Consider the following 21,433-nt stretch of genomic DNA (forward strand, 5'->3'; position numbering starts at 1 on the left):
GGCCTGGGGCAGAAGGCGGAATCGGCAGTTACCTCGAGTGGACGGGGATGTGCGTGCGTGAGGACAGGCAGGTGGTGGTCGCGGGCGGCGGGCCGGCGGGGGCGACGGCCGCGGGGCTGCTGGCGCGGCAGGGGTTCGACGTGGTGCTGCTGGAGCGCGAACGCTTCCCGCGGTATCACATCGGGGAGTCGTTGCTGCCCTCGCTGCTGCCGGTGCTGGACGTCCTGGGCGTCCGCGAGACGGTCGAGCGGCACGGATTCGTCCGCAAGAGCGGGGCCTTCTACGGGTGGGGCGGCCAGGAGTGGGCGCTCGGCTTCGATGGGCCCGGCAGGGAGGCTCCGTACAGCTTCCAGGTCATCCGCTCCGAATTCGACCAGCTGCTCCTCGACCACGCCCGCCGCCTCGGGGCGGACGTACGGGAGGCAACCCGCGTGCGCCGCATCGCTCTGGATGGGGGGCGGGCGGTGTCCGCGGCGTGGCTGGACGAGGACGGGGGCGGTGGGAGCATCGGCTTCACGCACCTGGTCGACGCCACGGGCCGGGCCGGAGTACTGGGCGCCCGGCAGCTGGGGATGCGGCGGGTCCACGACGTCTTTAGGAACGTCGCCGTGTGGGGCTACTGGCGCGGCGCCACCGCGCTGCCGCAGGCCCCGGAGGGCTCGATCGGCGTGTTCTCGCTGCCCGACCACGGCTGGCTGTGGGCCATCCCGCTCCACGACGGGACCCTCAGCGTCGGCCTGGTCACCGACAAACGCTCCTTCCAGCAGGCCCGCGACACCCTCGGTTCCATCGACGCCGTCTACGAGGAAGCACTGGGCCGGTGCCCCCTGCTGGGGCAGATCCTCCATGGGGCCCGCCAGGACTCCGAACTGAAGACCGAAAGCGACTACTCCTACACCGCCGAAGCGTTCTGCGGGCCGGGCTGGTACCTCGCCGGCGACGCCGCCTGCTTCCTGGACCCGCTGCTGTCCACCGGCGTGCACCTGGCCATGTACAGCGGGCTGCTCTCCGCTGCCGCCATCACCGCCGTCCTGCGCGGCGAGGTCGAAGCGGAGGCCGCGCGGGCCTTCTACCAGACGGCCTACCGCAACGCCTACGAACGCCTGCTGATCCTTGTCGGCGCGTTCTACCGCATCCACGACGGCCGCGACGCCTACTTCCGCCAAGCCCAGCAACTCAGCCACCGCGACCAACGCCCCCTGCGGCTGCACGAATCGTTCCTCAACATCATCACCGGCGCCGAAGACCTCCACGACGCCCGTTCCCTCTCCCCCGAACATCTCTACGCCAAGCTCCGCGACCCCGTGGCCGGCCGGACCGGCCAGGGACTCGGCGGCCACGGAACCAGCCACATGCTCCCCCTGCCCATCACCCCCGCCCACGCAGCCGCAGGCCACTACCTCGCCCTCAGCCCCTACCCCACCCTCCGCCCTGCCTGACCCCCAGCCCGTCCCCCGAACCCGGCGGGGTGCGCGGCGATAAGGCCGGTGCCGCCGTGCGCGCGGAACGGGTCCATGCGGACCGCGAGCGGGGGCAACTGGCGGGAGCCGAACGGGAGATCCACCTGCGTCTCGGGCGGCACGGCCTTCACGGCTCCCACGATCGCGAGCCTCGTTACGGCATTCGGATCCCGATCCTGCGGAGGAGCCGTCCGCCTCGTGCGGCGTGCTCGGGGTACTGTCCCCCCCCAGTAGGCGGGCGATGTCGACCAGGTCCATCGCGGTGTACACGTCAGAAGGCAGGGCGAGGGCGTCGAGGTCGCCAGCCACAGGGTCGCTCGCGCGCCGGCCGGGATGACCCCGCTGGGGCGGCAGGTAGCGCACGGAGCCCTTCGCGGGGCACGAAGATCTCCGCGTCGAGCATCCGCACGGCCAGTTGGCAGGCCAAGGCCTTCGGCCTGCTTCATGTCGGCGAAGACGGCCACCACGCGGTGCAGGTGTTGCTGTTCGATGATGTGGGCCGCGCCGACGGCCTGGGCGCGCCAGCGCGGGAGGGCGGGAGGGCGGGCCTTTCAGGGACCTGGATCCTCAGCAGCCGGTAGGGGGTGAGCAGTCCGGTCTCGACGAGCTCAAGGCGTTGCACGGTCGGGTGGTGGGTGCCGAAGACCGGCTGGGCGAGCATGTGGACGTCCCCGATGAAGCGTGCCTGTCGGTCGCCGAGGTCGGGCTGTTCGCGGGGAATGGGCGGGGTGGCGGTGAGGGAGAGGCGGGTGCGGGCGAGGATGCCGACGTCGTAGTGAATCGCGGCGTGCGGGTGGCCCTGTGTGATGACGCCTTCGGCGGTGCGGTGGGCTTCTTCGACGACGAGGTGTTCCCAGGGCGGCAGGTGGTGGTCGCGGTGGCTGTGGGCGATGAGGGCGGCGGCGATGTGGCGGGCCACGACCAGGGCGCTGGGGGCTGCCGTGCCATCCAGGCGGCCAGTTCGTCCGCGAAGCCGTTGGGCCGGACGCCTGCCCTGCCGTTGCGGGCGGGACAGCTGTTGAGGCCGGCGAGCGGCCCTTCGCTGACCGTCCGCCAAGTCCTGACCGTCTGGTGGAGGCAGGAGGTGTGGGGGGCGAGGAGCTGGCAGGCGGGGCTTGTGGCTCCGTGGACGGCCACGGCGGCCGTCATGCTCTTGTCCGCCCCGGCGGGCATGGGGAGCAGTATCCGGCTCCCGCGGTGAAACGGGATGTCCGGCAGCCCGAACGGTGGGGCGCTGCAAGCGATCCAGAAGACCGGGGCGGGCCGGGTGTGCTCGTGTGGCGGCTGTGGAGCGGGGGCTTCGGTGCCGCTGAGCTTGATCTTTAACCATTGGTACTTCTCAGGGGCCTGCCACATGTACGGTGCCGTGGTGACAGATGGGCTGTACCCACGACTGGCGGATGCGTTCCCGGCACTTGCTACCGAGATCGCTGAACTGCTGCGTGCTGACGGTGAGCCGCTAGCCGAGGTGGTCGCTGACCTGCCCTACTACGGCCCGTGCACCTGTACCGCAACGTGCATCAACCTGCTGACTGCGCCGCCCGGTTCGTCGGCTTCCTCGGTGATCCAACTCGAACGCGATGGCATGGACATCATCTGGCTGAGCTTGGATCCCTCCCGGACCGCTATCACCGACATTGAAGTTCTGGACGGACGCGATCTCGGCCCGAGCGCCCAGCGATCTGGTTGACCACGTCTCTTCCGCTGTCCGCCAGGCGTCCAAGCGGCCCGGGCTGATCACATGATGGCCTCGAACGATGCGCCGAACGTGATCGCCCGTACGGGGATTCCCGGGACGTGAACACGGCCTTCGTCTGATCCTGTGCTCCTACCAAAGAGGCACTTGACCAGTACGAAAGCCGTGGGGGAATGAGTCTGCTGCAACATGACGTCCGGCGGGAGGCGTTCGCGGTCGCGTCACACTTCCGGGACGAGTTCTCCGACTGCCTGCCCGTGCGTGGGGACACGCTGTTCGAGCTGACCGACGCGTTGCTGTGCGCGGACGGACCGGTGACCACACCGGTGGACCTCACGCTGACGGCCGGGCACCGGCGCGGGCACGGCGCGATGTACGACGCGTTGAACAGCGGGAACATCGATGTGTCGCGGCTGCGGCAGGTGCTGGCCGGGCTGCCGCAGCCCGAGGCTGCCGACGGGCGCCTGGTCCTGGCGGTGGACGTCACCCACTGGCTCCGGCCCGACGCGCCGACCAGCGCGGACCGCTTGTTCTGTCATGTCTACGGCCGCAGCGGACGCTCGTCAGATCAGTTCGTGCCCGGCTGGCCCTATTCGTTCGTCGCCGCGCTGGAGTCGGGCCGGACTTCGTGGTGTCAGATCCTGGACGCGCTGCGGCTGAGACCGGCCGACGATGTCGCCGAGGTCACCGCGGCCCCAGGTCCGCCGCGTGGTCGAGGACCTGATCGACATGGGGCGGTGACAGCAGGGCGACCGCGGCATTCTGATCGTCTTCGACGCCGGCTACGACGCTCCGCGCATGGCCCATCCAGTGGAAGGACTGCCGGTGGAGGTCATCGGGCGGATGCGCACGGACCGCGTGATGCGCAGGCCGGTCCCGGTGCCGTGGATCTCACCGCCACAGGGCGGACGCCCGCCCAAGCACGGCAAGGAGTTCCGCTTCGCCAAGCCTGACACCTGGGGCGAGCCTGATGCCGCGACCGTGCAGGTCACCGACCGCTATGGCACTGCTCGCGCGATGGCCTGGGACCGTATCCATCCTCGTCTTACCACCCGCTCCGCATGGATCGACCACACCGGCGAACTCTCCGTCATCGAAGGCACGTTGATCCGTCTGGAGGTCGACCACCTGCCCGGCGGCCACGATCCACTCCCCGCCTGGCTGTGGACGTCGGCCACCGGCCTGCCGGGCGAGGACGTCGACCTGCGCTGGCAGGCATTCCTGCGCAGGTTCGATCTTGAGCACACCTTCCGGATGATCAAGCAGACGCTGGGCTGGACCCGCCCGAAGCTCCGTACGCCAGCAGCGGCGGACCGGTGGACCTGGCTGATCATCGCCGCCCGGGTCCGCCGGGGGTTCAGAAACCTCCGCCCGAACCTGCCCTGCCCGGCCCGCGCACCGAAACCCAACCGGCCCGGCCCCGGCCGACCGCCGGGCTCGAAGAACCGGCACCCCGCCACCCGCTACGACGTGGGTAAAACGGTCAGACGGCCCGAGACCATCGCCGAACGTGACCAGGCCAGACCATAAAGAACAAGCTGAAGCCATCGAGGCCCCGACCGTCGGCGCCAGCTGTGCCCTCACCGGAGCGGGCCGCACGACGGCAGAGCCGGCCGTACCCCGCATCCGGCGGGCCAGGACAGCCCCACCCTGGTTACGCGCAGCTGCCGCCCGTGGTCAAGGTCAGCTGGTCATCGTTCTCGTTTCCATCGGCAGTATCGTCGTTGTCGTCGTACCAGACGGCTTTGGCGGTATCCGTGCAGGAAGTGGACACAGCCTGCAGCACCAGCCAGCTGGGGCGGAGACCGTCCCCGTTCTGCACGGACCCAGCCGCGTCCGTCGTACACAGGACCCGCGTAGAGCTCTGCACAATGCAGCTGCCCACCCGGGCACCCACGTTGATCGTCACCAGGGCGACGGAGGACCCCACCTCGTCGAGGAACCTCGCGTCGTCGGCAGCCTCCAGGCTCAGTCGCCACCTAGCGCTGTAGCCACAGGGGCCAGGGCCGCAGAGGGCTCCGGGTGTCCAACGGACCGTGGATCCCGGCTCTACTGGGCCGGCGGAAGCGAAGTACCAGTTGCTCACCGCAGCCGCAGTGCCCTTCCCAGCGGGAGCGGAGACCGGAAGCGGGACACGGACCGCCGCATGGGAGGCCGAGGTGGTCGTGAGCAGGGGCAGGGCGGCGAGGGCGAGCGCGGGCAGGCCGCGGCACAGCAGGTTCTTGATCACATGGATGGATGTAGCCCGGACAGCATCGACCTGAACAGGATGCCTGCAGTCACCTCACCCGGCTGGGTGCACCGGTTCACCGGGGAAACGACCCTGCACCCCGCCCCACGACGGCACGAACCCACTGCCTCCCAGGGGTGAACCGCGAGCTCACCCGGACCACTGCGCGTTCCTCCCGGTCAGGCTGTGGGCCCAGCACCCGCCTCGCGGGCCGCGCGAATCGGTGCGGTAGTGGCAGTGAATGGCATCCAGCCAGGACGCGGCGGTTGTCCCGGCTCTCCCTGCGCTGCAGGAGTGATCACGGCTGCCACGGAAAGCGGCTGTCAGCGGGTGCCCATCAGGAAGGTGGCCGGCTGTCATAGGCATCCCTGTTCACAGACCGAGCACCGCACCGAGGTGTGGATCGTCAACCAGAAGCAACGCCGCGACCGGCTCGACGCCAGCCAGCTCGCCGCCCTGGCCGCCCTGGCCGCCCTGGGGGTGGAGTGGACGCGGCCGAGTCAGTGCCTGTTTCTCAGTCCCTCTGAGTGCAGGTCAGCTGTACCGTCCCGCTTCCCGTTGCCTGCGGACAAACCGCTGGCCAAAGGGTAGGCGATTCATGGTGACCTTCCCGCCCCGGAGCGGGCCGGGATGACAATCCGGCGCCAGGGGACTCCGGCGATCACCGCCGGAATCCCCTGTTTGTTCAGCTTTTCACCCTGCGGGCGGCTGCGACGGGGCGCCTACTCGGCATACGTGACGCTGCTGTTGAACTTCTTCAGACCGGTCGCCAGCTCACGGTGTCAAGGCTGCACGGCGGCTCCCCGCACCACCAGCCCCTTCACCCCCTGCCTCTGCGTGGCGATGACGAACTTGTGGAGTGAGTTCTTACCCGCCTCGTCGCTGCTCTTCAGCGCCTTCACGTCCAAGGGTTGTCCCGTAAATGATCTCCCTCTCCCCTTGGGCAGGGGTGGCCGCCGTACGAGCCGCTGATTTATCCGGCGAGGGCGAGGTTGTGCATCCGGGCGATGCCGAGCATGGCGTGGTGCACGCCGTCACCTTTGAGGCGGCAGTCGCGGAGGATCTTCCAGTTCTTCATGCGGGCGAAGACGTGCTCGACGCAGGCCCGGACCTGCTTGTGGGACCTGTTGTGGTCCTCTTTCCAGTCCGGGAGCTCGGTCTGACCACGCTCCCGGTGGTGCGGGATGACGAGTCCAGTGCCCGGATAGCCGCCGTCGGCGATCGTGAGGGTCTTGCCGACGGCGGCCTTGGCGCCGGATTCCTCCCAGGCCCTGCAGTCGTTGCGGTTCCCGGCGAGCGGCCGGCCGACTACGACGACCAGGCGGGTGTCGGCGTCGATGACGACCTGGTGGTTCGTGGAGTATCGGTAGTTCTTCGACCGCTCGGCGATGGTGTGGTCGCGGGTGGGGACCAGGGTGCCGTCGACGATGAGCATGGTGTCCTTGGCGAACCGCTTGCGGGGCTGGAGTGCGAGCAGCGGCCCAAGGTGGTCGATGATGCGGTCCGCTGCCGACTTGGACACCCCGAACAGCGGAGCGAGCTGTCGCATGGTCAGGTTCGTGCGCCAGTAGGCCGCGACCAGCAGTGCGCGGTCCTCCAGCGGAAGGCTCCACGGCCGGCCTTTCCGAATGGCGTCCGCACCCTGGCGCCGCAGAACGGTTACCAGCTTCCCGAAGGTGCGAGGACTCAGCCCGGAGAACGGGGCTATCCAGGAAGATTCCGACGGCGTGATCACACCAGCCATACCAAGATCTTCCATGGTGTGATCAGCGGGTTTGGGCCACCTCTCAGCTGCCGCTCAACGGAGACGCCCACGCAGGGTCATGTCGGGATCTCCTCGTAAGGTGCGCCAGCAGGTGCTCCGCCGTGAGGGAGGCTGTGTCTTGCGGCGCGCCGACTGCGGTCAGGGCCGCGATAAGCCTTGCCGATGCTGTTTCCGGCACGTCCGGGTCGGTGAGGAGGGGAAGCAGTAGCAGGAAGCGGGTGGCCGTGTCCTGGACGCCTTCGTCCGCAAGGAACGGGCTGTCAGCGATCCGGATCAGTTCGTGCCACGTCAGCCCAGTGCCCGAGAAATCTCCGTCCCAGCTGGCGATCTGCTCGGCGTAGCTTCTGTCCGGATGGGTGAGTAGGTAGTCGGTGCCGTAGTCACCGTCCAGGTTGCGGTAGATCACCGCGGCTCCGGGTCCGTCGTCAGCCGGCACCCTGAACACGGGCCAGTGCTCAGGATCGAAGAGGACCTCGGACAGGGCATCGGCATCGGCGCCGTCCTCACCGAACCACTCTGGAACCGGGCGCTCGGCGCATCCCCCGTCGCTGCACATCGCCAAGAGGTAGTTCGACCAGAAGCCCGAGTGGAGCAGCAGTGACTCGCCCGGTACCAACGGGCCGACGTCGTATCCCTTGATCAGCACCCCTCGATCCTGTCACCAGCCACTGATACGGTCCGATCCGGGTCGGAAAGGGGACGCCGTCCAGTTACGGGACAGCTCTCAGGGTGACGGTCGCCGGCTGTGTGCTGAGGATCTTCTCGAAGATTTCGTCGAGCGGCGTGTACGCACTGCTGCCCCCCGCAGCCATCTCACCGCTGAAGACCAGGGTGGTGGTGGCGGGGTCGAAGGTCGCGGTGTAGTTCGATCCGCGCACATTCATGGCCGTTCCTCCTTGTGCCGGCCAACCCGAAGCAGGCATGACCATGCCCGGCAGACCCTGTATCTAGATCATTCGACTACACCAAGCTATCGAATGGCCACTGTGAGTTCACGATGCGGGGACTCCCGACTAGGCCGTGTATCGAAAGTCGATCTTGGACGATGGATGATCACGGTTCATGGCGCGGGGAGATTTCACGGACGAACAGTGGGCGATGTTGGAGCCGTTGTTGCCGAAGGGGACCAGGGCGGGACGGCCGCCCGTCTGGCCCCGGCGGCAGCTGATCGACGGGATACGGTTCCGGATCCGGACAGGGGTTCCGTGGCGGGACGTGCCCGTCGAGTACGGGCCGTGGGGCCGGATCTACGATCTGTTCCGCCGATGGCAGAGGGACGGCACCTGGCACCGGATCCTCGCTCAGCTCCAGGCCCTGGCCGATGCGCGGGGTGCGATCGTGTGGGACCTGAGCGTCGATTCCACGGTGTGCCGCGCCCATCAGCATGCGGCTGGGGCAAGGAAGCAGGGTGACCTGCAGAAGGAACCGCCGGGCGGCATCTTCACCGAGCCCGCTGATCATGGCCTGGGACGCTCACGTGGTGGATTCACCACTAAGCTCCATCTGGCAGTTGAGCAGGGTCAGAAGCCCATGTCGATGGTGGTGACGGCCGGGCAGCGCGGGGACTCGCCGCAGTTCGAACCCGTGCTGGAGAAGGTCGGCGTGCCCCGCATCGGGCCGGGCCGGCCGCGCGTCCGTCCCGATCGAGTACGCGCTGACAAGGCGTACGCCTCCTGCAAGAACCGCACCTACCTGCGCAAACGCGGCATCCGCTGCACCATCCCGGACAAGGCCGACCATGCACTCCACCGCCAGAAGCGCGGCTCGCGCGGCGGCCGTCCGCCGAAGTTCGACAAGATCGACTACCGCGCACGGCACGCCGTCGAGTGCGGCATCAATCGCCTCAAGCGCCACCGGGCCGTGGCCACCAGGTATGACAAGCTGGCGGTCCGCTACGAGGCAACCGTGCTGGTCGCGGCCATCAACGAGTGGCTGTGACCGCACGCTCGCACCGGTTTCTCGTTAACCCTTTGCCGAGGAACCGATGGGCCAGCTAGATTCTCCCAGCCGCCCGATGATCTTCGGGACCGGCGCTGTCGACGAGGAGGTGTGGAGCACATGCGCAGGAGTGCCCAGCGGTTGAGTCCGCGTACTGACCTTTGCCACTTCCTCACGACGGAGACACCTTGTCGTCTCGCATCACCCCACTGACCGACCCCGCTCACGGCCCGAACAGCCGGCGACTTGCATGGCTGGCGTCCGACGCCGATTCCATCCCCACCGGAACCGCCTTTCTGCGCCTGTTCAACAGCCCCGAACAGGAACATCTGGCCGAACTGACCCTCCAGGTCCATCCGGCGGAGCGACGTCAGCACATCGGCTCGCAGCTCCTCGACGCCGCCGTGGCCGCCGCCCGGGACGACGCCCGCCGCTGCGTCATCGCACAGGCCGAGGCCGGATCGCCGGGCGACCACTTCCTGCCCGCGCACGGCTTCCGGAAGGTCCTCACGCTGAGGTTCTCCCGCTTGCTGCTGGCCGACGCGGACACCAGCGCCCTCACCCGCATCATCGAGTGTCCGTACCCCGGCTACCGGCTGACGTCATGGCACGGAACCGTGCCCGACGACCTCGCCGAGACGTTCGCCGCCTCACGTCACGCCATGGACGACATGCCCATGGACGACACCGACTACGGCATCGTCGCCTGGGACGTGGACCGGGTCCGGGCCGCGGCGAAGGCTGTCGAACAGCGTGGCGACCACCTGCACACCGTCGTTGCCGTCGACACCTCCGACGACTCGATCGCGGGCTTCACCGAGCTGGTCGTCCCCGGCAACGGCACAGGTGACGCCCAGCACTACGGCACCGGCGTGCTGCCCGAGCACCGTGGACACGGCCTCGGCCGATGGATGAAGGCCGAGTCGATCCGACACGCCCATGGGCGCTACCCGAACCTCGGCGGCCTCCTGACCGACACCGCCGACAGCAACACGCACATGAGACGGATCAACGACAGTCTCGGCTACACGCCCACGCACACGACACACCAGTACCAACTCGACCTCTAGCAGCGGACGGACGGGCCAGACCTGGACATCACATCGTCCGGCCCGTCCATGCTTTCGATACACGGCCTAGAGGGCACCCTTGAGGATCTTGGCGAAGATTCCCTCCTGGCCAGGACGGACCTCGTTCTTGTTCGCCCAGCCCCCCGACCCCAGCATGTTGGCGGGCAGCTGGTGGGCGTACACGTCACCAGAGGCATTCGCGTAACCCGGGAAGGGGCCGGGGTAAAAACCGGGGAAGCCACCGAGGAAACCACCGGGGAAGAAGCCGGACGCGGACGATACGGGGGACGGAACGGGCTCAGCCGCATGGGCAGCGACCGGGACGGCCACGACAGCCACACCCGCGAGGACAACGGTGGTCAGAACCTGCTTGATTGCCTTCATACCCCGCTAAACGATCACCCGCCCCCCACGTCACCCACCATCGCGGGAAGGGCAGCGCGAGGCCGACCGGCACGCCCACCAGCGCGACCGACTCCACCCGGGCCAGCTCGAAACCGCCGCTGCCCTCGCAGTGGAGTGGGTCGGCTCGTGACCACACCCCCCGTGCTCCGGCCCCGGCTGCCGAGGCCGTCGCCGCCGGGGGCGGGACGAGAGCCCGGGTGCTGTGTACGGTCCCGCCTACGGGCAGGCTCCAGGCGCTGCGGCCGCTTCCCGGGCGGCGTGACGCAGGCCCCCGGTCCCAGCCACTGTGCCCGTCCGGCCTTCGGCAGGCCGGAGCCGACGCCGCGTCCGCCGGCGGGAGCACCCACATACGCTCGAACACCGCCCCGAGCGGCGGTCGGCCGTGACCCGGATGGAATCAAGATCGTTTGCAGGGCATGAACAACACCACGCGCGTATGCGCCGCGCTCGCCCTGGCGGCCGCTGCACTGACCTTCTCCGGCGCCGCACAGGCCGACGACGACGTCCTCAGCGCTCCACGGGAAACGAGTAACCGCAGCACCCTCGGCAACGAGGAATGGCTGCTGGTCGGCAATTCCCTCTTCTCCGCAGACGGGAGCGTTGAGTTCAAATAGGACAGACCTCATCACGAAGAGACCCCGGCGCTGCCTGCCGGGGGTCTCCTCATGCGTGGAGCGAGTCGGGTCTGGCTCAGCCGACCACTGGTTGCCTGCCTTTGCCCCGCATAGGCGGGCCCGGCGCGAAGCGCCTTCACGGGGGCCCGGGAGCGAAGCGACCTGCCCTAAGGGCAGAAGGCCAACGCGGCACATCGCGCCTTCGTCTCAGCGCATCCTGGTGAGGGTGGAGAACCGGTCACCGGTGTACCAGGCGGATCCGTCGTCGCCGGTGACGATCCGCTCCCCATCCCGGCTCTGGCCCGCCTGCTTGAGGTTGACGTCCCACTCCCGGTAACTGATCGGCGTGCCCCCGGCATCAGTACGGGGCAGCTGGCCATCCCGGTTCACCCAGACCGTGCCACCGCGCGTGCCCGAGCCGTCGGCCGGCGGCCACTGGCCGCCGTCGATCTTCGCCAGCGTGTCCCAAGCACCCTGCGGCACCACAGCGTCCACTGAGCCGGCCACACCGACGGGAGAGACCGGCGCGGTCCCCAGGAAGCTGATTGCCGAGGCGGACGGCGTGAACAAGACCACAGCAGCGGCCGAAGCCGCGGCAACCACCATCATCTTCTTGATCATGACTTGCTCAACGAACCCAGACCAGCCCAGACACGGACCACGTGAACCCGTGCACCGGGAAGACACCACCGGCCGAAGCCCTCCACCGCGAACGCTCAAGCAGCCAACCATTCCACCGCGCTCCCGCCCAGCACGGCCCCGACGAACGCCCGCTTCGTCCCCCTCACGCAACTACCCCGCAACACGCTCGGAAAGCTCCTGCGCCCACCGCTGGAACAGCACGCCGCACTCACCGTCCGGGAGGCCGCGGCGTAGAACACGTGCCGCTTCCGGCTCCCTCCGGCTCGCCGGCCAGCTTCCCGGACGCCCCGAAGCCATGATCTCTTGAGGCCCCCTGGCCGCCCACCACGCCACCCGCGTACCGGCCCCCGCCGTGATCCCCGACCTGACCCCCGGCGAACCCCGCGAGCTGTTGTCCACGCCCCCACGAACACCAGAAAACCTGCTGGAGCACCCCCGGACATGGCTCCGCCCCGACACAGCAGCGGCGCGCTGCACCGGGGCGGAGGCCCGTCCGTGAGCTACACAGAGCTCACACCCCAGTGATGTTGAGCTTGGCAAGGTTCGCGGGGTCCTTGCTGAGTGCGTAAGTCGCCAGGCTCCGCCCGCCGGGACTGACCGCAGGCGCGATCACGGCGCCCGTGTACGACGCGACGACCCGGCCGGACTGGTCCACCACCGTGAGCTGTGCCGGGAGGGCATCCCCGCCACTGACGACGAGCACCGGTGCGCCGTCCGTGTAGCGCACGCTCAGCAGACCATCTTCAGGCGTGACCTGAGTCTTTGGAATCGCGCCCAGGTCGGTTACCTCGGGCGTGGGCTGCTCTTCGGACATGGCGGTATCCCTCCCCGGCCAACTCCCTGTTGACCGCTGTGGATCTCCCCACACCGCATGCCGTCACACCACGACACCCCCACCGATCGGAGTTGACTTCTGTGCGGTCGTTCGCTCGCGGTAGTGCCAATCCCGGTCCCGATCCATGCAGCGGGGGACTGCAGCGTGATCGTTGAGATCGCAGATGTCGAGACCGGGCGCGTCGGCCCGGTCTCGCTGCTCGGGGGTGGGCTACGGCGCATGGGGTCGGCGAGATCCCTGGACGGTGGGGGCGGTGCCCTGCGGGGCTGTCTGTCATGGCGATGTGATCGTTTGCCTGACTGGCAGCGTCCGAGCGCCCTAGGGTTTGCGGCGTGGGCGTCAACGGAGGGGGTTCGGTGCCGGCTGTGGCGGAGCGGATGTCGAGTCGGGTGGCGGACGCGCCGGGAGCGTGGCCTCTCCTCGGGCACCTTCCGCACTTGAGGCGCGGGCCCTTGGAGTTCATGAAGTCGTTATCGGGATCCGGTGCCCTGGTCCGGATCCGATTGGGTCCGGTGCGGGCGTATGTGGTCTGCGAGCCGGGGTTGGTGCAGCAGATGCTCCGGGAGCCGGCGGTGTTCGACAAGGGCGGGATGCTCTTCGACAAGGCCCGCCAGATCGTGGCGAACGGGCTGGCGACCAGTGCGTGGGCCGAGCATCAGCGCCAGCGTCCGCTGGTACAACCGGCCTTCACGCGTGCCAGGCTGGAGGCATATACGCAGGTCATGACTGAGGAGGCCGACGCGCTGACCGGGGCGTGGCAAGCCGAACGGCCGGTCGACATCGTGAAACAGATGATCGAACTCTTCGCGCGGATCACCGCACGCACCCTGTTCGGTTCCGATCTGGAACGAGTTTCCATCGCGACCATCCAGCAAGCCATCCCCATCGTCATCGAGGGCGTCTACCGGCAGATGACCGCACCGCTCCGGCTGTGGGAGAAACTGCCCACCTCCGCCAACCGGAAGTACCACCGGGCAGCGGCGGACTTGCACGCAGTCATCGACCAGGTGATCGATGAGCACGAAGGCATCAAGGGCGACCGCCCCGACGGTGAGGACATGCTGTCGGCGCTGCTGGACGCCCATGAGGGCGAGGACAGACTGAGTAGCAGGGAAGTCCACGAACAGATCTTCACGTTCATGATGGCCGGAATCGAGACCACCGCGACCGCCATGTCCTGGACCCTGCACCTGCTCGCCCGGCACCCCGAAGTCCAGGAACGTCTGCACTCCGAAATCGCCGATGTCCTCGCAGGACAGGTACCCACCGTCAAGGACCTCTCCCGCCTGGAGTACACCCGCGGCGTAGTGACCGAGGCGATGCGCCTGTACCCGCCGGCCTGGCTGCTCACCCGGTCCACGACCGCCGACGCCAGCCTGGGCCAGTGGCGCATCCCCGCGGGGAGTGCCGTGGTGTTCAGCCCCTACATGCTCCACCATGACGCGCGGCTGTTCCCCGATCCCGAGCGTTTCGACCCCGACCGCTGGTGTTCCCCGCGGGGCGACAACGCCGGTCAGCGTGGCCTGTTCCAGTTCGGTGGCGGCGCACGCAAGTGCATCGGTGACGTCTTCAGCCTCACAGAGGCGTTGATCGCCCTCGTGGCGGTCAGTACCCGGTGGCGCCTGACTCCCGGGCCGGGTCCCGAGCCCCGGCCCGTTGCCAAGGCCGCGCTGACGCCCGACCGCGTCATCGTCATCGCCCACCCGCGACCGTCTCCCGGCGACGGCGGCGGCCGGTGACCGACCGGCCGTAAAACAGGCCCGCGCACCTCGCTCTCCCGCCCCGGCTCATCCCCTGGCGGCGGCCACAGCACGCCAACCGCGTGGCGAACCACGCCTGGACGCAGCCCGCCACGCACCGCACCAGCCACTCCGCCCCGCAGGCGCGCCATCACCATCCACCACGACCGCACAGACGAGGACCCAGCATGGCATCACAACCATTAACAGTGCCCCGGGCCAAATCCGCAGGTCAGATCCTGGCCGATGCCGCGCGTACCGTCGACCCGGCCCTGCGCCAGGCCACCCGGCACCTGACGCCACCGATACGCCGCCTGACGGACTACCACCTCGGCTGGACCGACGCCCAGGGGCGCCCCGCCACCGTGCCGGGCAAGGGCCTGCGCCCGGCACTGGCCCTCCTGGCGTGCCAGGCTGTCGGCGGCCAGGCCACCCAGGCCCTGCCCGCTGCGGTCGCGGCCGAACTGGTCCACAACGCCTCCCTGCTGCACGACGACGTCATCGACAACGACCACCTGCGGCGCCACCGTCCCACCATCCAGGCCCTGTTCGGCACATCGGCGGCCATTCTGGCCGGCGACGCGTTGTTCTTCCTCGCCGTGCAGACCCTTGCACAGGCGCCCGCACCACTGTGCGGCAGCGGCCTGCAGTGGCTGACGGCGGCCGTACAGGAGCTGATCGACGGCGAATACGCCGACACCACCCTCGAACAGCGCCCCGATCCGGTCAGCCCGAGCGAGACCGCCGCGATGGCCGCGGCGAAGACCGGCTCACTGATCGCCGTCTCCTGCGCCCTGGGAGCCCTGGCGGGCGGAGCCGACGCCCGGCGCACCGCCCATCTGCGTGACTTCGGCGCGCACCTGGGCCAGTGCTTCCAGCTCGCGGACGACATCCTCGGCATCTGGGGCGACCCGGCGGTGACGGGCAAGCCACGTCTGGCCGACCTGCAGGCGCGCAAGAAGAGCCTGCCGGTAGCGGCCGCACTGTCCGCGGACAACGAACCCGCCCGCGAACTCGCCGCCCTGTACGCCACTTCCCGCCCCCTGAGCCCTGACGAACTCGAACGGGCCGCCCACCTCGTCGAGGCCGCCGGCGGACGCGACTGGGCCGTCGGCCAGAGCCGCCACCACCTCGCTCAGGCGCTGGAAAACCTGCGCGCAGCCGACCCCGGGCAGGTGGCCGAAGCCGACCTCACCACTCTGGCCCGCCTCGCCGCCGACCGGACCCACTGAAACCCGCACCCCAGGAGCACCCCATGACCGCCCCCGCAACCGCCGCCGCATTCGAGCTGCCGATCTTCTGGGCCCCGATCACCCCCCTCGCCAACGCCGACACCCAGGCCATGGCCGAGGAGATCGGCCACTGGCTTCAGCAGACCGGGGTGTGCTCCGACGCCGAACACGCCGCCCTGCTGGGCACCGTCGGCACCTACGGCACCGCCGCCACCATCCCCTCCGCCACCGGGCTCAGCGCCCGTACCCTGGCCCGCTACATGGCCTGGGGCTTCGCCCTGGACGACGAAGGCGACCGCGCCGGCACCTCCGAGGACAGCCTCCACCAGACCATCCGCCGCGTCACCCGCCTCGTCCAGGTCATGGAGACACCAGACGCCCTCACACCCGACGACGACCTCTGGGTCCGCGCCTGGGCCGACATCGCCCAGGACCTGCACACCATCGCCCAACCCTCAGTCCTGCGCCGCGCCATCGACGGATTCCGCAGCTACGCACTGGGCCTGGTCCACGAAGCCTCCCTCCAGCGGACCACCACCCTGCCGTCCCTCGACGAGTACATCGCCTTCCGCTACGCCTCCGGCGCCGGCGCCGCGGTGGCCGCCATGGTCGAAATCGCCACCGGCGTCGACATCCCCGCCCACGAGATCGACGCACCCGCCGCAATCGCCGCCACCCAGACCGCCGTGACCATCGCCCTGCTCGACAACGAACTCCTCTCCCGCCACAAAGAGACCGAACGCGGCGAATACGACTGCAGCCTCATCCGCGTCCTGCAAAACGAAGACCCCCACCTCACCCTCCAAGAAGCCGTCGACACGGCCAACGCCCTACGCAACCGCACCCTGGACATCTTCCTCAAACTCCGCGACACCCTCCACCCGGGCGCCAGCCCCCAACTGCGCACCTACCTCGAAGCCCTCGGCCACCTCATCGCCGGCGTCACCATGTGGACCGCCACCTCCCCCCGCTACACCAGCAACACCTCCCCGGCCAACGAACCCCGACTGTCCGACACCGACACCGGCCGGCACCACCCACTGACCCTTCCGACGGACATCGCACGCTGGAACCGCTTCACCAAATGAAACGGAACGGAACTGCACGCCCAACCGGACGGGCTAGGGGACCCCGCAGCGATCCGTGCGGTCAAACAGGCACGCGGCCCAGCCGCCGGCCTGCCCTGTCGCCGAGCGGCAGCCGGACGTGACCCGAATGGAGGACAGGCCTCATCACGAAGAGACCCCGGCGCTGCCTGCCGGGGGTCTCCTCATGCTTGGAGCGGGCCGGGTCTGGCTCAGCCGACCACCGCTCGAGAACCGGCCCAGGGGCCGCCGTGATGGCGGCCCCTGCGGATTGTGCAGGTGCGGTCGCGGTCCGCTCAGAAGGCGACGATCCAGGTCTCGTCCACGACGCCCGGGAGAAAGGAAACAACACGCGGCTCAGCGGAGCCCGTGACGGACAGCTCCTCGACGCCGTAGGTGTCCTCTGCATGGGCAGGTCCAGCCAGCGACAGGGCGGCGCCCGCGAGAGCAACGGCAGCGAGGGTGCGCAGAATGGGTTTCATGCTCGGCACAACAGCCGCACGACGCGATACGTCACCACCGCCACCCACCTGGGGGAAGGGAAGCACAACCGGTCAGCGCACAGCGAATGTGCGCGCTGATGACAGCCGGCCACCATCCTGTTGGGCACCCGGACCTCCCCCGCCGGTGGAACGCACTGACTCAGTGAGAACGGGTTCTGCGAGAGGTCGGGGTTGGACGTTCGAGGCCGCTGGCACGCCCGCCTGACTGTCACGCAGGGTAGATCCGTCTGGCGCGCGCGGGGGTGAGGATCTGGCGCAGGATGTGCGGTCCGGTGAGGCTGAGGGGGGATTCGACGAGCAGGAGCGATTTCAGGACAGGCGAGGCTGTTTGGGGGTCTCGTTCGGCGGCGGCCATGAGGCGTTGGAAGCCGTATCCGAGGAGTTGGGAGCGTTTCCCCTGGCGGGTGAGGCTGTAGTGCCCACAGGCGGCCAGCCACCAGGGCAGGTTGGTGACGCGGTGCGCGGCACGGAAGTAGCGGCGTGCCAGTGAGCTGTCCGGAGGGTTCAGGCAGGTATCCAGGGCGTTGGCCTGGCCGACGGCCAGGGCGGTTCCGCTGCCGTAGACGGGGTTGACGGAGCACAGTGCGTCGCCGATCACCAGCAGGCCGGCGGGGAAGCCGTGCAGCTTGTCGTAGCGACGGCGGATTCCGCAGGGGAAACGGTGGAAGGTGATCTCGTCGACGGGTGCGGCCGCGTGGAGGTGGTGGGTGATGTCCTGCGGGGCCACGGCCAGGCACAGCAGTTCGGCGTCCGTGAGTTTCGGGGGTCGCCCGATCCGGCGACAAGGCGCCACGTGGTCGTCGATGAACACGTACAGTGCCGCCAGAAGGGCGTCCAGGTTTGTCTTCACACACCGACCAACGGGCGCCCTTCGCCATGGCCGCGACCAGCACAGACATCGGACTCATTCCGCGGAAGCCTTCCAGACCGGCATCCAGGCCCTTGAGCAGTACATCCGGCGCGAAGGCAGCGCCACACCGGGGCGAGCGCATGTTGAACACCTCCCCGACGGGACCGAACACCGCACGGGCGTGTGGGGCCCCTGCTCGCGCTGCACCCCGCCGATTTTCGTCACCCAGTGCGTGAGCGTTTCCGTGCGCTGCTCGATGTGCTCGACACCGTTCACGAACTGCGGGAACGACTCGAACTGCGTCCACTGGTTGTAGGCGGTGGTGATCGGGACGTTGACCTCGATGGATTCCCTGACCTGCGACATGACCGGACCTCCGTGGTGGGTGGGTGCCCGCCTGCCCGGGCCGGGCAGGCTGCGGAGAAGACTCGCGATGCCTCCCCCACCGCCGCCTGCCCGGCCCGCACACGCCACCCTCTGGAGCAGCCGGCGGGCGTGTCGCCGCAATCGGTCCCCGCCCACTTGCACACCTCGCCGCCGACGCAGTAGGCCAGCTCCGAGGGACACCGACAGGAGAGTGTCGCGGCACTGCGCCGGCTCTACGGCGCCGACGTGAACTCCGCCTCCGTGCCGCCGACTGGCCCGCCCGCGCATGCCCCGGGGAGAAACTCGTGTCGATCAGCCAGAGCCCTGTCGGCTATCCCCGGGGCCGGGGATGGCGCCGTCCGGTGCTCCATGACCGGCCCCGGCTGTGTTGTCGTCTCCGTGAGGGACGGAGGCCGCCCCCGGCGGTGTGTGGTCAGCGGGCGATGGAGAGCGCGAAGGGCGCGAGGCCGCTGGAGCGGATCACAGGGGGCACGAACAGGATCGCGGCCTCTGCGGCGCGGGCGGTCTGGATTCCGCCGAGGTCGGTGATCCACTCCCTACGCCAGCCGAGGTCGGTGAGCAGTTCGTGGACGGTCTGCTTGGCCTGCGGGTCCTCGCCGGAGAGGAACGCGGTCGGCGGCCGGGTGAGCGTGGCCGGCGCGGTCATCACCGGGAAGAGCATGGTGTTGAGTGTCTTGACGACGCGGGTTTCGGGGAGCGCTCCCTGAAGCTGTTCGGCGAGGCTGGAGCCGGGGTAGAGGAGGTCGGCGGGCAGTCCGTCCGGGCCGTCGGTGGTGGCGTTTGAGACGTCGACGAGGATCTTGTCTCGCAGTTCCTCGCGCAGGGCGGTGAGGCGTTCCAGTGAGCCGGCGCCAGGTGTGGCGTTGATGACGATCTGGGCAGCGCGGGCGGCGTCGGCGGCGGCGCCCTGCGCGCGGTCCGCCACGGTGACCTGGTGCCCTGCCCGGGTGAGGGCGGTGGCCAGGTTGCTGCCGACGCGGCCGTTTCCGAGTACTGCGATCTTGTTCATAGCGATTCGTTCCTTTTGGTCTTCTGCTTCTCGTAAGGGGTCAGTGGGAGAGCGTCGCGACGGCTTCGGCGTGGACGCCGGGTGCGGCAGCCAGGAAGCTCTCGCTCTGCGGGTTCCAGGGGTGGCCCTCGATGTCAGAAATCCGTCCGCCGGCCTCCAGCACGAGCAGCGCCCCGGGGAGCAGATCCGCGCGTGCCCCGGCGAACTGCCAGAAGGCGTCGGTCCTGCCGGCGGCCACGTTCACCAGGTGCAGGGTCGCGGGAACGGCGGTACGGACGACGAGTGCGTCAAGGAGCATCGCGGTGATCGAGGAGCCGACGCGCCGCACGATTTCCTCGTCTTCGTCCGGCCGGGCCTGGCTGGTGGCGACGATGCTCAGGTCGAGGTTCGCGGTGTGGGAGACGTGCAGGGGCCGGCCGTCGAGGTGGGCTCCCGCTCCGGTGAGCGCGGTATAGGTCTCGCCGGTCAACGGCAGGTGCACCACGGTGAGTACCGGTTGGTTTTCGCGCACGAGAGTGGCGGTCACCGCCCATTCCGGCAGGGCGTGAAGGTGGTTGACGTTGCCTTCGGCCGGATCCACGACCCACCATTCGCCGGGCGGCAGCGCGCCGCCGTCGAGCTCGCCCTCCACCCAGCCGGCGCCCGGGCGCAGCTGTGTGAGGCGGGGGCGCAGGATGTCGAGGGCCGTGTTGTCGTTGGCGGCGAGCGCGTGCATCAGCTCGTCGCGGGTCTGGTAGCGGACCACGGCGCCGAAGCGCTCGCGCAGCGCAGAACCGGCCGTACGCACGGCGGTCACGGTCTGGGCGAGCAGGTCGGCGTCCGAGGCGGAGATGGCCTTGGTCTGAAGCGTTTCGGACATGGTGGTGCTCCTGCCTGAGGAGGGGATGGTGAAGCCGGTCGGGCCGAGCCGCGCGTTCCGTCGTGCGCTTTCGTCTCAACGGTATGGAGCCCCATCGTTAACTTCAAATGCATGTAAAGCACGGCTAGGATTACTCAGATGCAATTGGATTTGAATCTGCTCACCGCGCTCGACGCGCTGCTGGAGGAGGGGAGCGTGGCCGGGGCGGCCGCGCGCCTCCATGTCACCGCCCCCGCGATGAGTCGGAGCCTGGGCCGGATCCGGCGCACGACCGGGGATCAGATCCTGGTGCGCACCGGCCGCACGATGACCCCGACGCCGTATGCGATCGCCGTCCGGGCACAGGTGCACGAGCTACTGCACCAGGTCCAGGGGGTACTGGCACCGAGCCGTGAACTCGATCTGGCAACGTTGGAGCGCACTTTCACGCTTCGCTGGCACGATTCCCTGGCCGCCCTGAGCGGACCCGCACTACTCGCGTCCGTGCGCGCACAGGCGCCGGGCGTACGGTTGCGCTTCGTAGCGGAATCGAGCATCGACACAGCCGAGTTGCGGCGCGGCGGGGTCGACTTGGAGGCGAACGCCAACCGACCGAGCGCACCGGACATCCGTGCCGAGAGTGTGGGCGAGACCCGCCTCGTCGTCGTCGTGAGGCGGGGGCATCCCCTCACCCGCGGCAGGACTCTCACCGCAAAGCGGTACGCCGCGGCTGAGCACGTCACCATCTCGCGACGTGGAAACCTCGTCAACGCCCTCGACGACGCCCTCGCGCGGCTCAGCCTCAGCCGCCGCGTGGTGGCGACCGCTCCCACGGAAGCGGCCGCGTGGGCGTTCGCTCGCAACTCCGATCTGGTGATCAGCGCCCCCGAAGCCGCCGCTCGTTCCGCGGTCACCGACCTCGGCCTGGTCGTGCTCCCCCTACCGCTCGAACTGCCGTCGGCGCCGGTGTACCTGTCATGGCATCAGCGCTATGACACCGACACCGCCCACGCCTGGCTGCGTGGCCTGGCGCGAAACGCTCTGGCTCTGAGCGGAACACCGTAGGCGGCGGGGGACGGCAGCCTCACCACGCACCAGCGGCTTAGTGGGCGGGGAGCGTCATTCGCAGGGTGCA

General features: G+C 69.1%; 19 protein-coding genes and 3 pseudogenes. 10 read left to right on the plus strand and 12 right to left on the minus strand.

The window, feature by feature from the left end; all coding sequences use genetic code 11:
• Window positions 1–47: 47 nt before the first annotated feature.
• Window positions 48–1,439 (plus strand): NAD(P)/FAD-dependent oxidoreductase, encoded by a 1,392-nt coding sequence (locus ACZ7IF_RS31095; protein ID WP_470978149.1) that lies wholly within the window; start codon window positions 48–50, stop codon window positions 1,437–1,439.
• Window positions 1,440–1,902: 463 nt separating this feature from the next.
• Here ACZ7IF_RS31095 and ACZ7IF_RS31100 read toward each other — a convergent pair whose 3' ends face one another.
• Window positions 1,903–2,379, minus strand: a complete 477-nt coding sequence (locus ACZ7IF_RS31100) for a hypothetical protein (RefSeq protein ID WP_470978152.1) — start codon at window positions 2,377–2,379, stop codon at window positions 1,903–1,905.
• Between the two features lie 288 nt (window positions 2,380–2,667).
• Between ACZ7IF_RS31100 and ACZ7IF_RS31105 the strand changes: the two genes are divergently transcribed.
• Both ACZ7IF_RS31105 and ACZ7IF_RS31110 read left to right on the plus strand, forming a co-directional pair.
• A complete protein-coding gene (locus ACZ7IF_RS31105; RefSeq protein ID WP_470978153.1) occupies window positions 2,668–3,150 on the plus strand; it encodes a hypothetical protein in 483 nt (160 codons plus the stop codon).
• Between the two features lie 179 nt (window positions 3,151–3,329).
• Window positions 3,330–4,686: pseudogene (locus ACZ7IF_RS31110) on the plus strand (NF041680 family putative transposase).
• A 1,673-nt stretch (window positions 4,687–6,359) separates the two neighbouring features.
• Here ACZ7IF_RS31110 and ACZ7IF_RS31115 read toward each other — a convergent pair.
• The 3 genes from ACZ7IF_RS31115 to ACZ7IF_RS31125 form a co-directional block, all read right to left on the minus strand.
• Entirely contained in the window at window positions 6,360–7,130 is a 771-nt protein-coding gene (locus ACZ7IF_RS31115) for a transposase (RefSeq protein WP_470978156.1), read from the minus strand.
• A gap of 43 nt (window positions 7,131–7,173) precedes the next feature.
• Window positions 7,174–7,797 (minus strand): hypothetical protein, encoded by a 624-nt coding sequence (locus tag ACZ7IF_RS31120; protein ID WP_470978159.1) that lies wholly within the window; start codon window positions 7,795–7,797, stop codon window positions 7,174–7,176.
• Between the two features lie 64 nt (window positions 7,798–7,861).
• Entirely contained in the window at window positions 7,862–8,035 is a 174-nt protein-coding gene (locus ACZ7IF_RS31125) for a hypothetical protein (protein ID WP_470978160.1), read from the minus strand.
• 178 nt (window positions 8,036–8,213) lie between these two features.
• Here ACZ7IF_RS31125 and ACZ7IF_RS31130 point away from each other — a divergent pair, with 178 nt between their 5' ends.
• On the plus strand, window positions 8,214–9,089 hold the full coding sequence (locus ACZ7IF_RS31130; protein ID WP_470978163.1) for an IS5 family transposase: 876 nt from the start codon (window positions 8,214–8,216) through the stop codon (window positions 9,087–9,089).
• Between the two features lie 188 nt (window positions 9,090–9,277).
• Entirely contained in the window at window positions 9,278–10,159 is an 882-nt protein-coding gene (locus ACZ7IF_RS31135) for a GNAT family N-acetyltransferase (RefSeq protein ID WP_470978165.1), read from the plus strand.
• Between the two features lie 66 nt (window positions 10,160–10,225).
• Here the strand turns inward: ACZ7IF_RS31135 and ACZ7IF_RS31140 are convergent, their stop codons facing one another.
• A complete protein-coding gene (locus tag ACZ7IF_RS31140; RefSeq protein WP_470978168.1) occupies window positions 10,226–10,543 on the minus strand; it encodes a hypothetical protein in 318 nt (105 codons plus the stop codon).
• Window positions 10,544–10,980: 437 nt separating this feature from the next.
• Between ACZ7IF_RS31140 and ACZ7IF_RS31145 the strand changes: the two genes are divergently transcribed.
• On the plus strand, window positions 10,981–11,178 hold the full coding sequence (locus ACZ7IF_RS31145; protein ID WP_470978170.1) for a hypothetical protein: 198 nt from the start codon (window positions 10,981–10,983) through the stop codon (window positions 11,176–11,178).
• A 207-nt stretch (window positions 11,179–11,385) separates the two neighbouring features.
• Here ACZ7IF_RS31145 and ACZ7IF_RS31150 read toward each other — a convergent pair whose 3' ends face one another.
• Both ACZ7IF_RS31150 and ACZ7IF_RS31155 read right to left on the minus strand, forming a co-directional pair.
• Window positions 11,386–11,799, minus strand: coding sequence for a ribonuclease domain-containing protein (locus ACZ7IF_RS31150; RefSeq protein WP_470978173.1), 414 nt, complete (start codon window positions 11,797–11,799; stop codon window positions 11,386–11,388).
• 532 nt (window positions 11,800–12,331) lie between these two features.
• Window positions 12,332–12,634 (minus strand): hypothetical protein, encoded by a 303-nt coding sequence (locus tag ACZ7IF_RS31155; protein ID WP_470978174.1) that lies wholly within the window; start codon window positions 12,632–12,634, stop codon window positions 12,332–12,334.
• A gap of 398 nt (window positions 12,635–13,032) precedes the next feature.
• On the opposite strand from ACZ7IF_RS31155, the gene ACZ7IF_RS31160 reads away from it, so the two are divergent.
• The 3 genes from ACZ7IF_RS31160 (at window position 13,033) to ACZ7IF_RS31170 (ending at window position 16,714) form a co-directional block, all read left to right on the plus strand.
• Window positions 13,033–14,394: a cytochrome P450 gene (locus ACZ7IF_RS31160; RefSeq protein ID WP_470978319.1), complete on the plus strand. Its 1,362-nt coding sequence runs from the start codon at window positions 13,033–13,035 to the stop codon at window positions 14,392–14,394.
• Window positions 14,395–14,603: 209 nt separating this feature from the next.
• Window positions 14,604–15,626, plus strand: coding sequence for a polyprenyl synthetase family protein (locus ACZ7IF_RS31165; RefSeq protein ID WP_470978177.1), 1,023 nt, complete (start codon window positions 14,604–14,606; stop codon window positions 15,624–15,626).
• Between the two features lie 23 nt (window positions 15,627–15,649).
• Window positions 15,650–16,714, plus strand: a complete 1,065-nt coding sequence (locus ACZ7IF_RS31170; protein ID WP_470978180.1) for a terpene synthase family protein — start codon at window positions 15,650–15,652, stop codon at window positions 16,712–16,714.
• 293 nt (window positions 16,715–17,007) lie between these two features.
• Here the strand turns inward: ACZ7IF_RS31170 and ACZ7IF_RS31175 are convergent, their stop codons facing one another.
• The 5 genes and pseudogenes from ACZ7IF_RS31175 to ACZ7IF_RS31195 all read right to left on the minus strand — a co-directional run bounded on the left by ACZ7IF_RS31175 (window position 17,008) and on the right by ACZ7IF_RS31195 (window position 20,319).
• Complete coding sequence (locus ACZ7IF_RS31175) at window positions 17,008–17,193, minus strand: hypothetical protein (RefSeq protein WP_470978183.1); 186 nt, start codon at window positions 17,191–17,193, stop codon at window positions 17,008–17,010.
• A gap of 742 nt (window positions 17,194–17,935) precedes the next feature.
• A pseudogene (locus ACZ7IF_RS31180) lies at window positions 17,936–18,064 on the minus strand (IS982 family transposase); the annotation flags it as partial.
• A gap of 195 nt (window positions 18,065–18,259) precedes the next feature.
• Window positions 18,260–18,430: pseudogene (locus ACZ7IF_RS31185) on the minus strand (SRPBCC family protein); the annotation flags it as partial.
• Window positions 18,431–18,863: 433 nt separating this feature from the next.
• Complete coding sequence (locus ACZ7IF_RS31190; RefSeq protein ID WP_470978186.1) at window positions 18,864–19,460, minus strand: NADPH-dependent F420 reductase; 597 nt, start codon at window positions 19,458–19,460, stop codon at window positions 18,864–18,866.
• 40 nt (window positions 19,461–19,500) lie between these two features.
• The gene (locus ACZ7IF_RS31195) at window positions 19,501–20,319 is read right to left on the minus strand and encodes an inositol monophosphatase family protein (protein ID WP_470978188.1); all 819 of its coding nucleotides are present in this window, start codon (window positions 20,317–20,319) and stop codon (window positions 19,501–19,503) included.
• A gap of 138 nt (window positions 20,320–20,457) precedes the next feature.
• Here ACZ7IF_RS31195 and ACZ7IF_RS31200 point away from each other — a divergent pair, with 138 nt between their 5' ends.
• Window positions 20,458–21,363, plus strand: coding sequence for a LysR family transcriptional regulator (locus ACZ7IF_RS31200; RefSeq protein WP_470978191.1), 906 nt, complete (start codon window positions 20,458–20,460; stop codon window positions 21,361–21,363).
• The last annotated feature ends 70 nt before the right edge of the window (window positions 21,364–21,433 follow it).

The organism is Streptomyces sp. NPDC037421, from assembly GCF_055602105.1.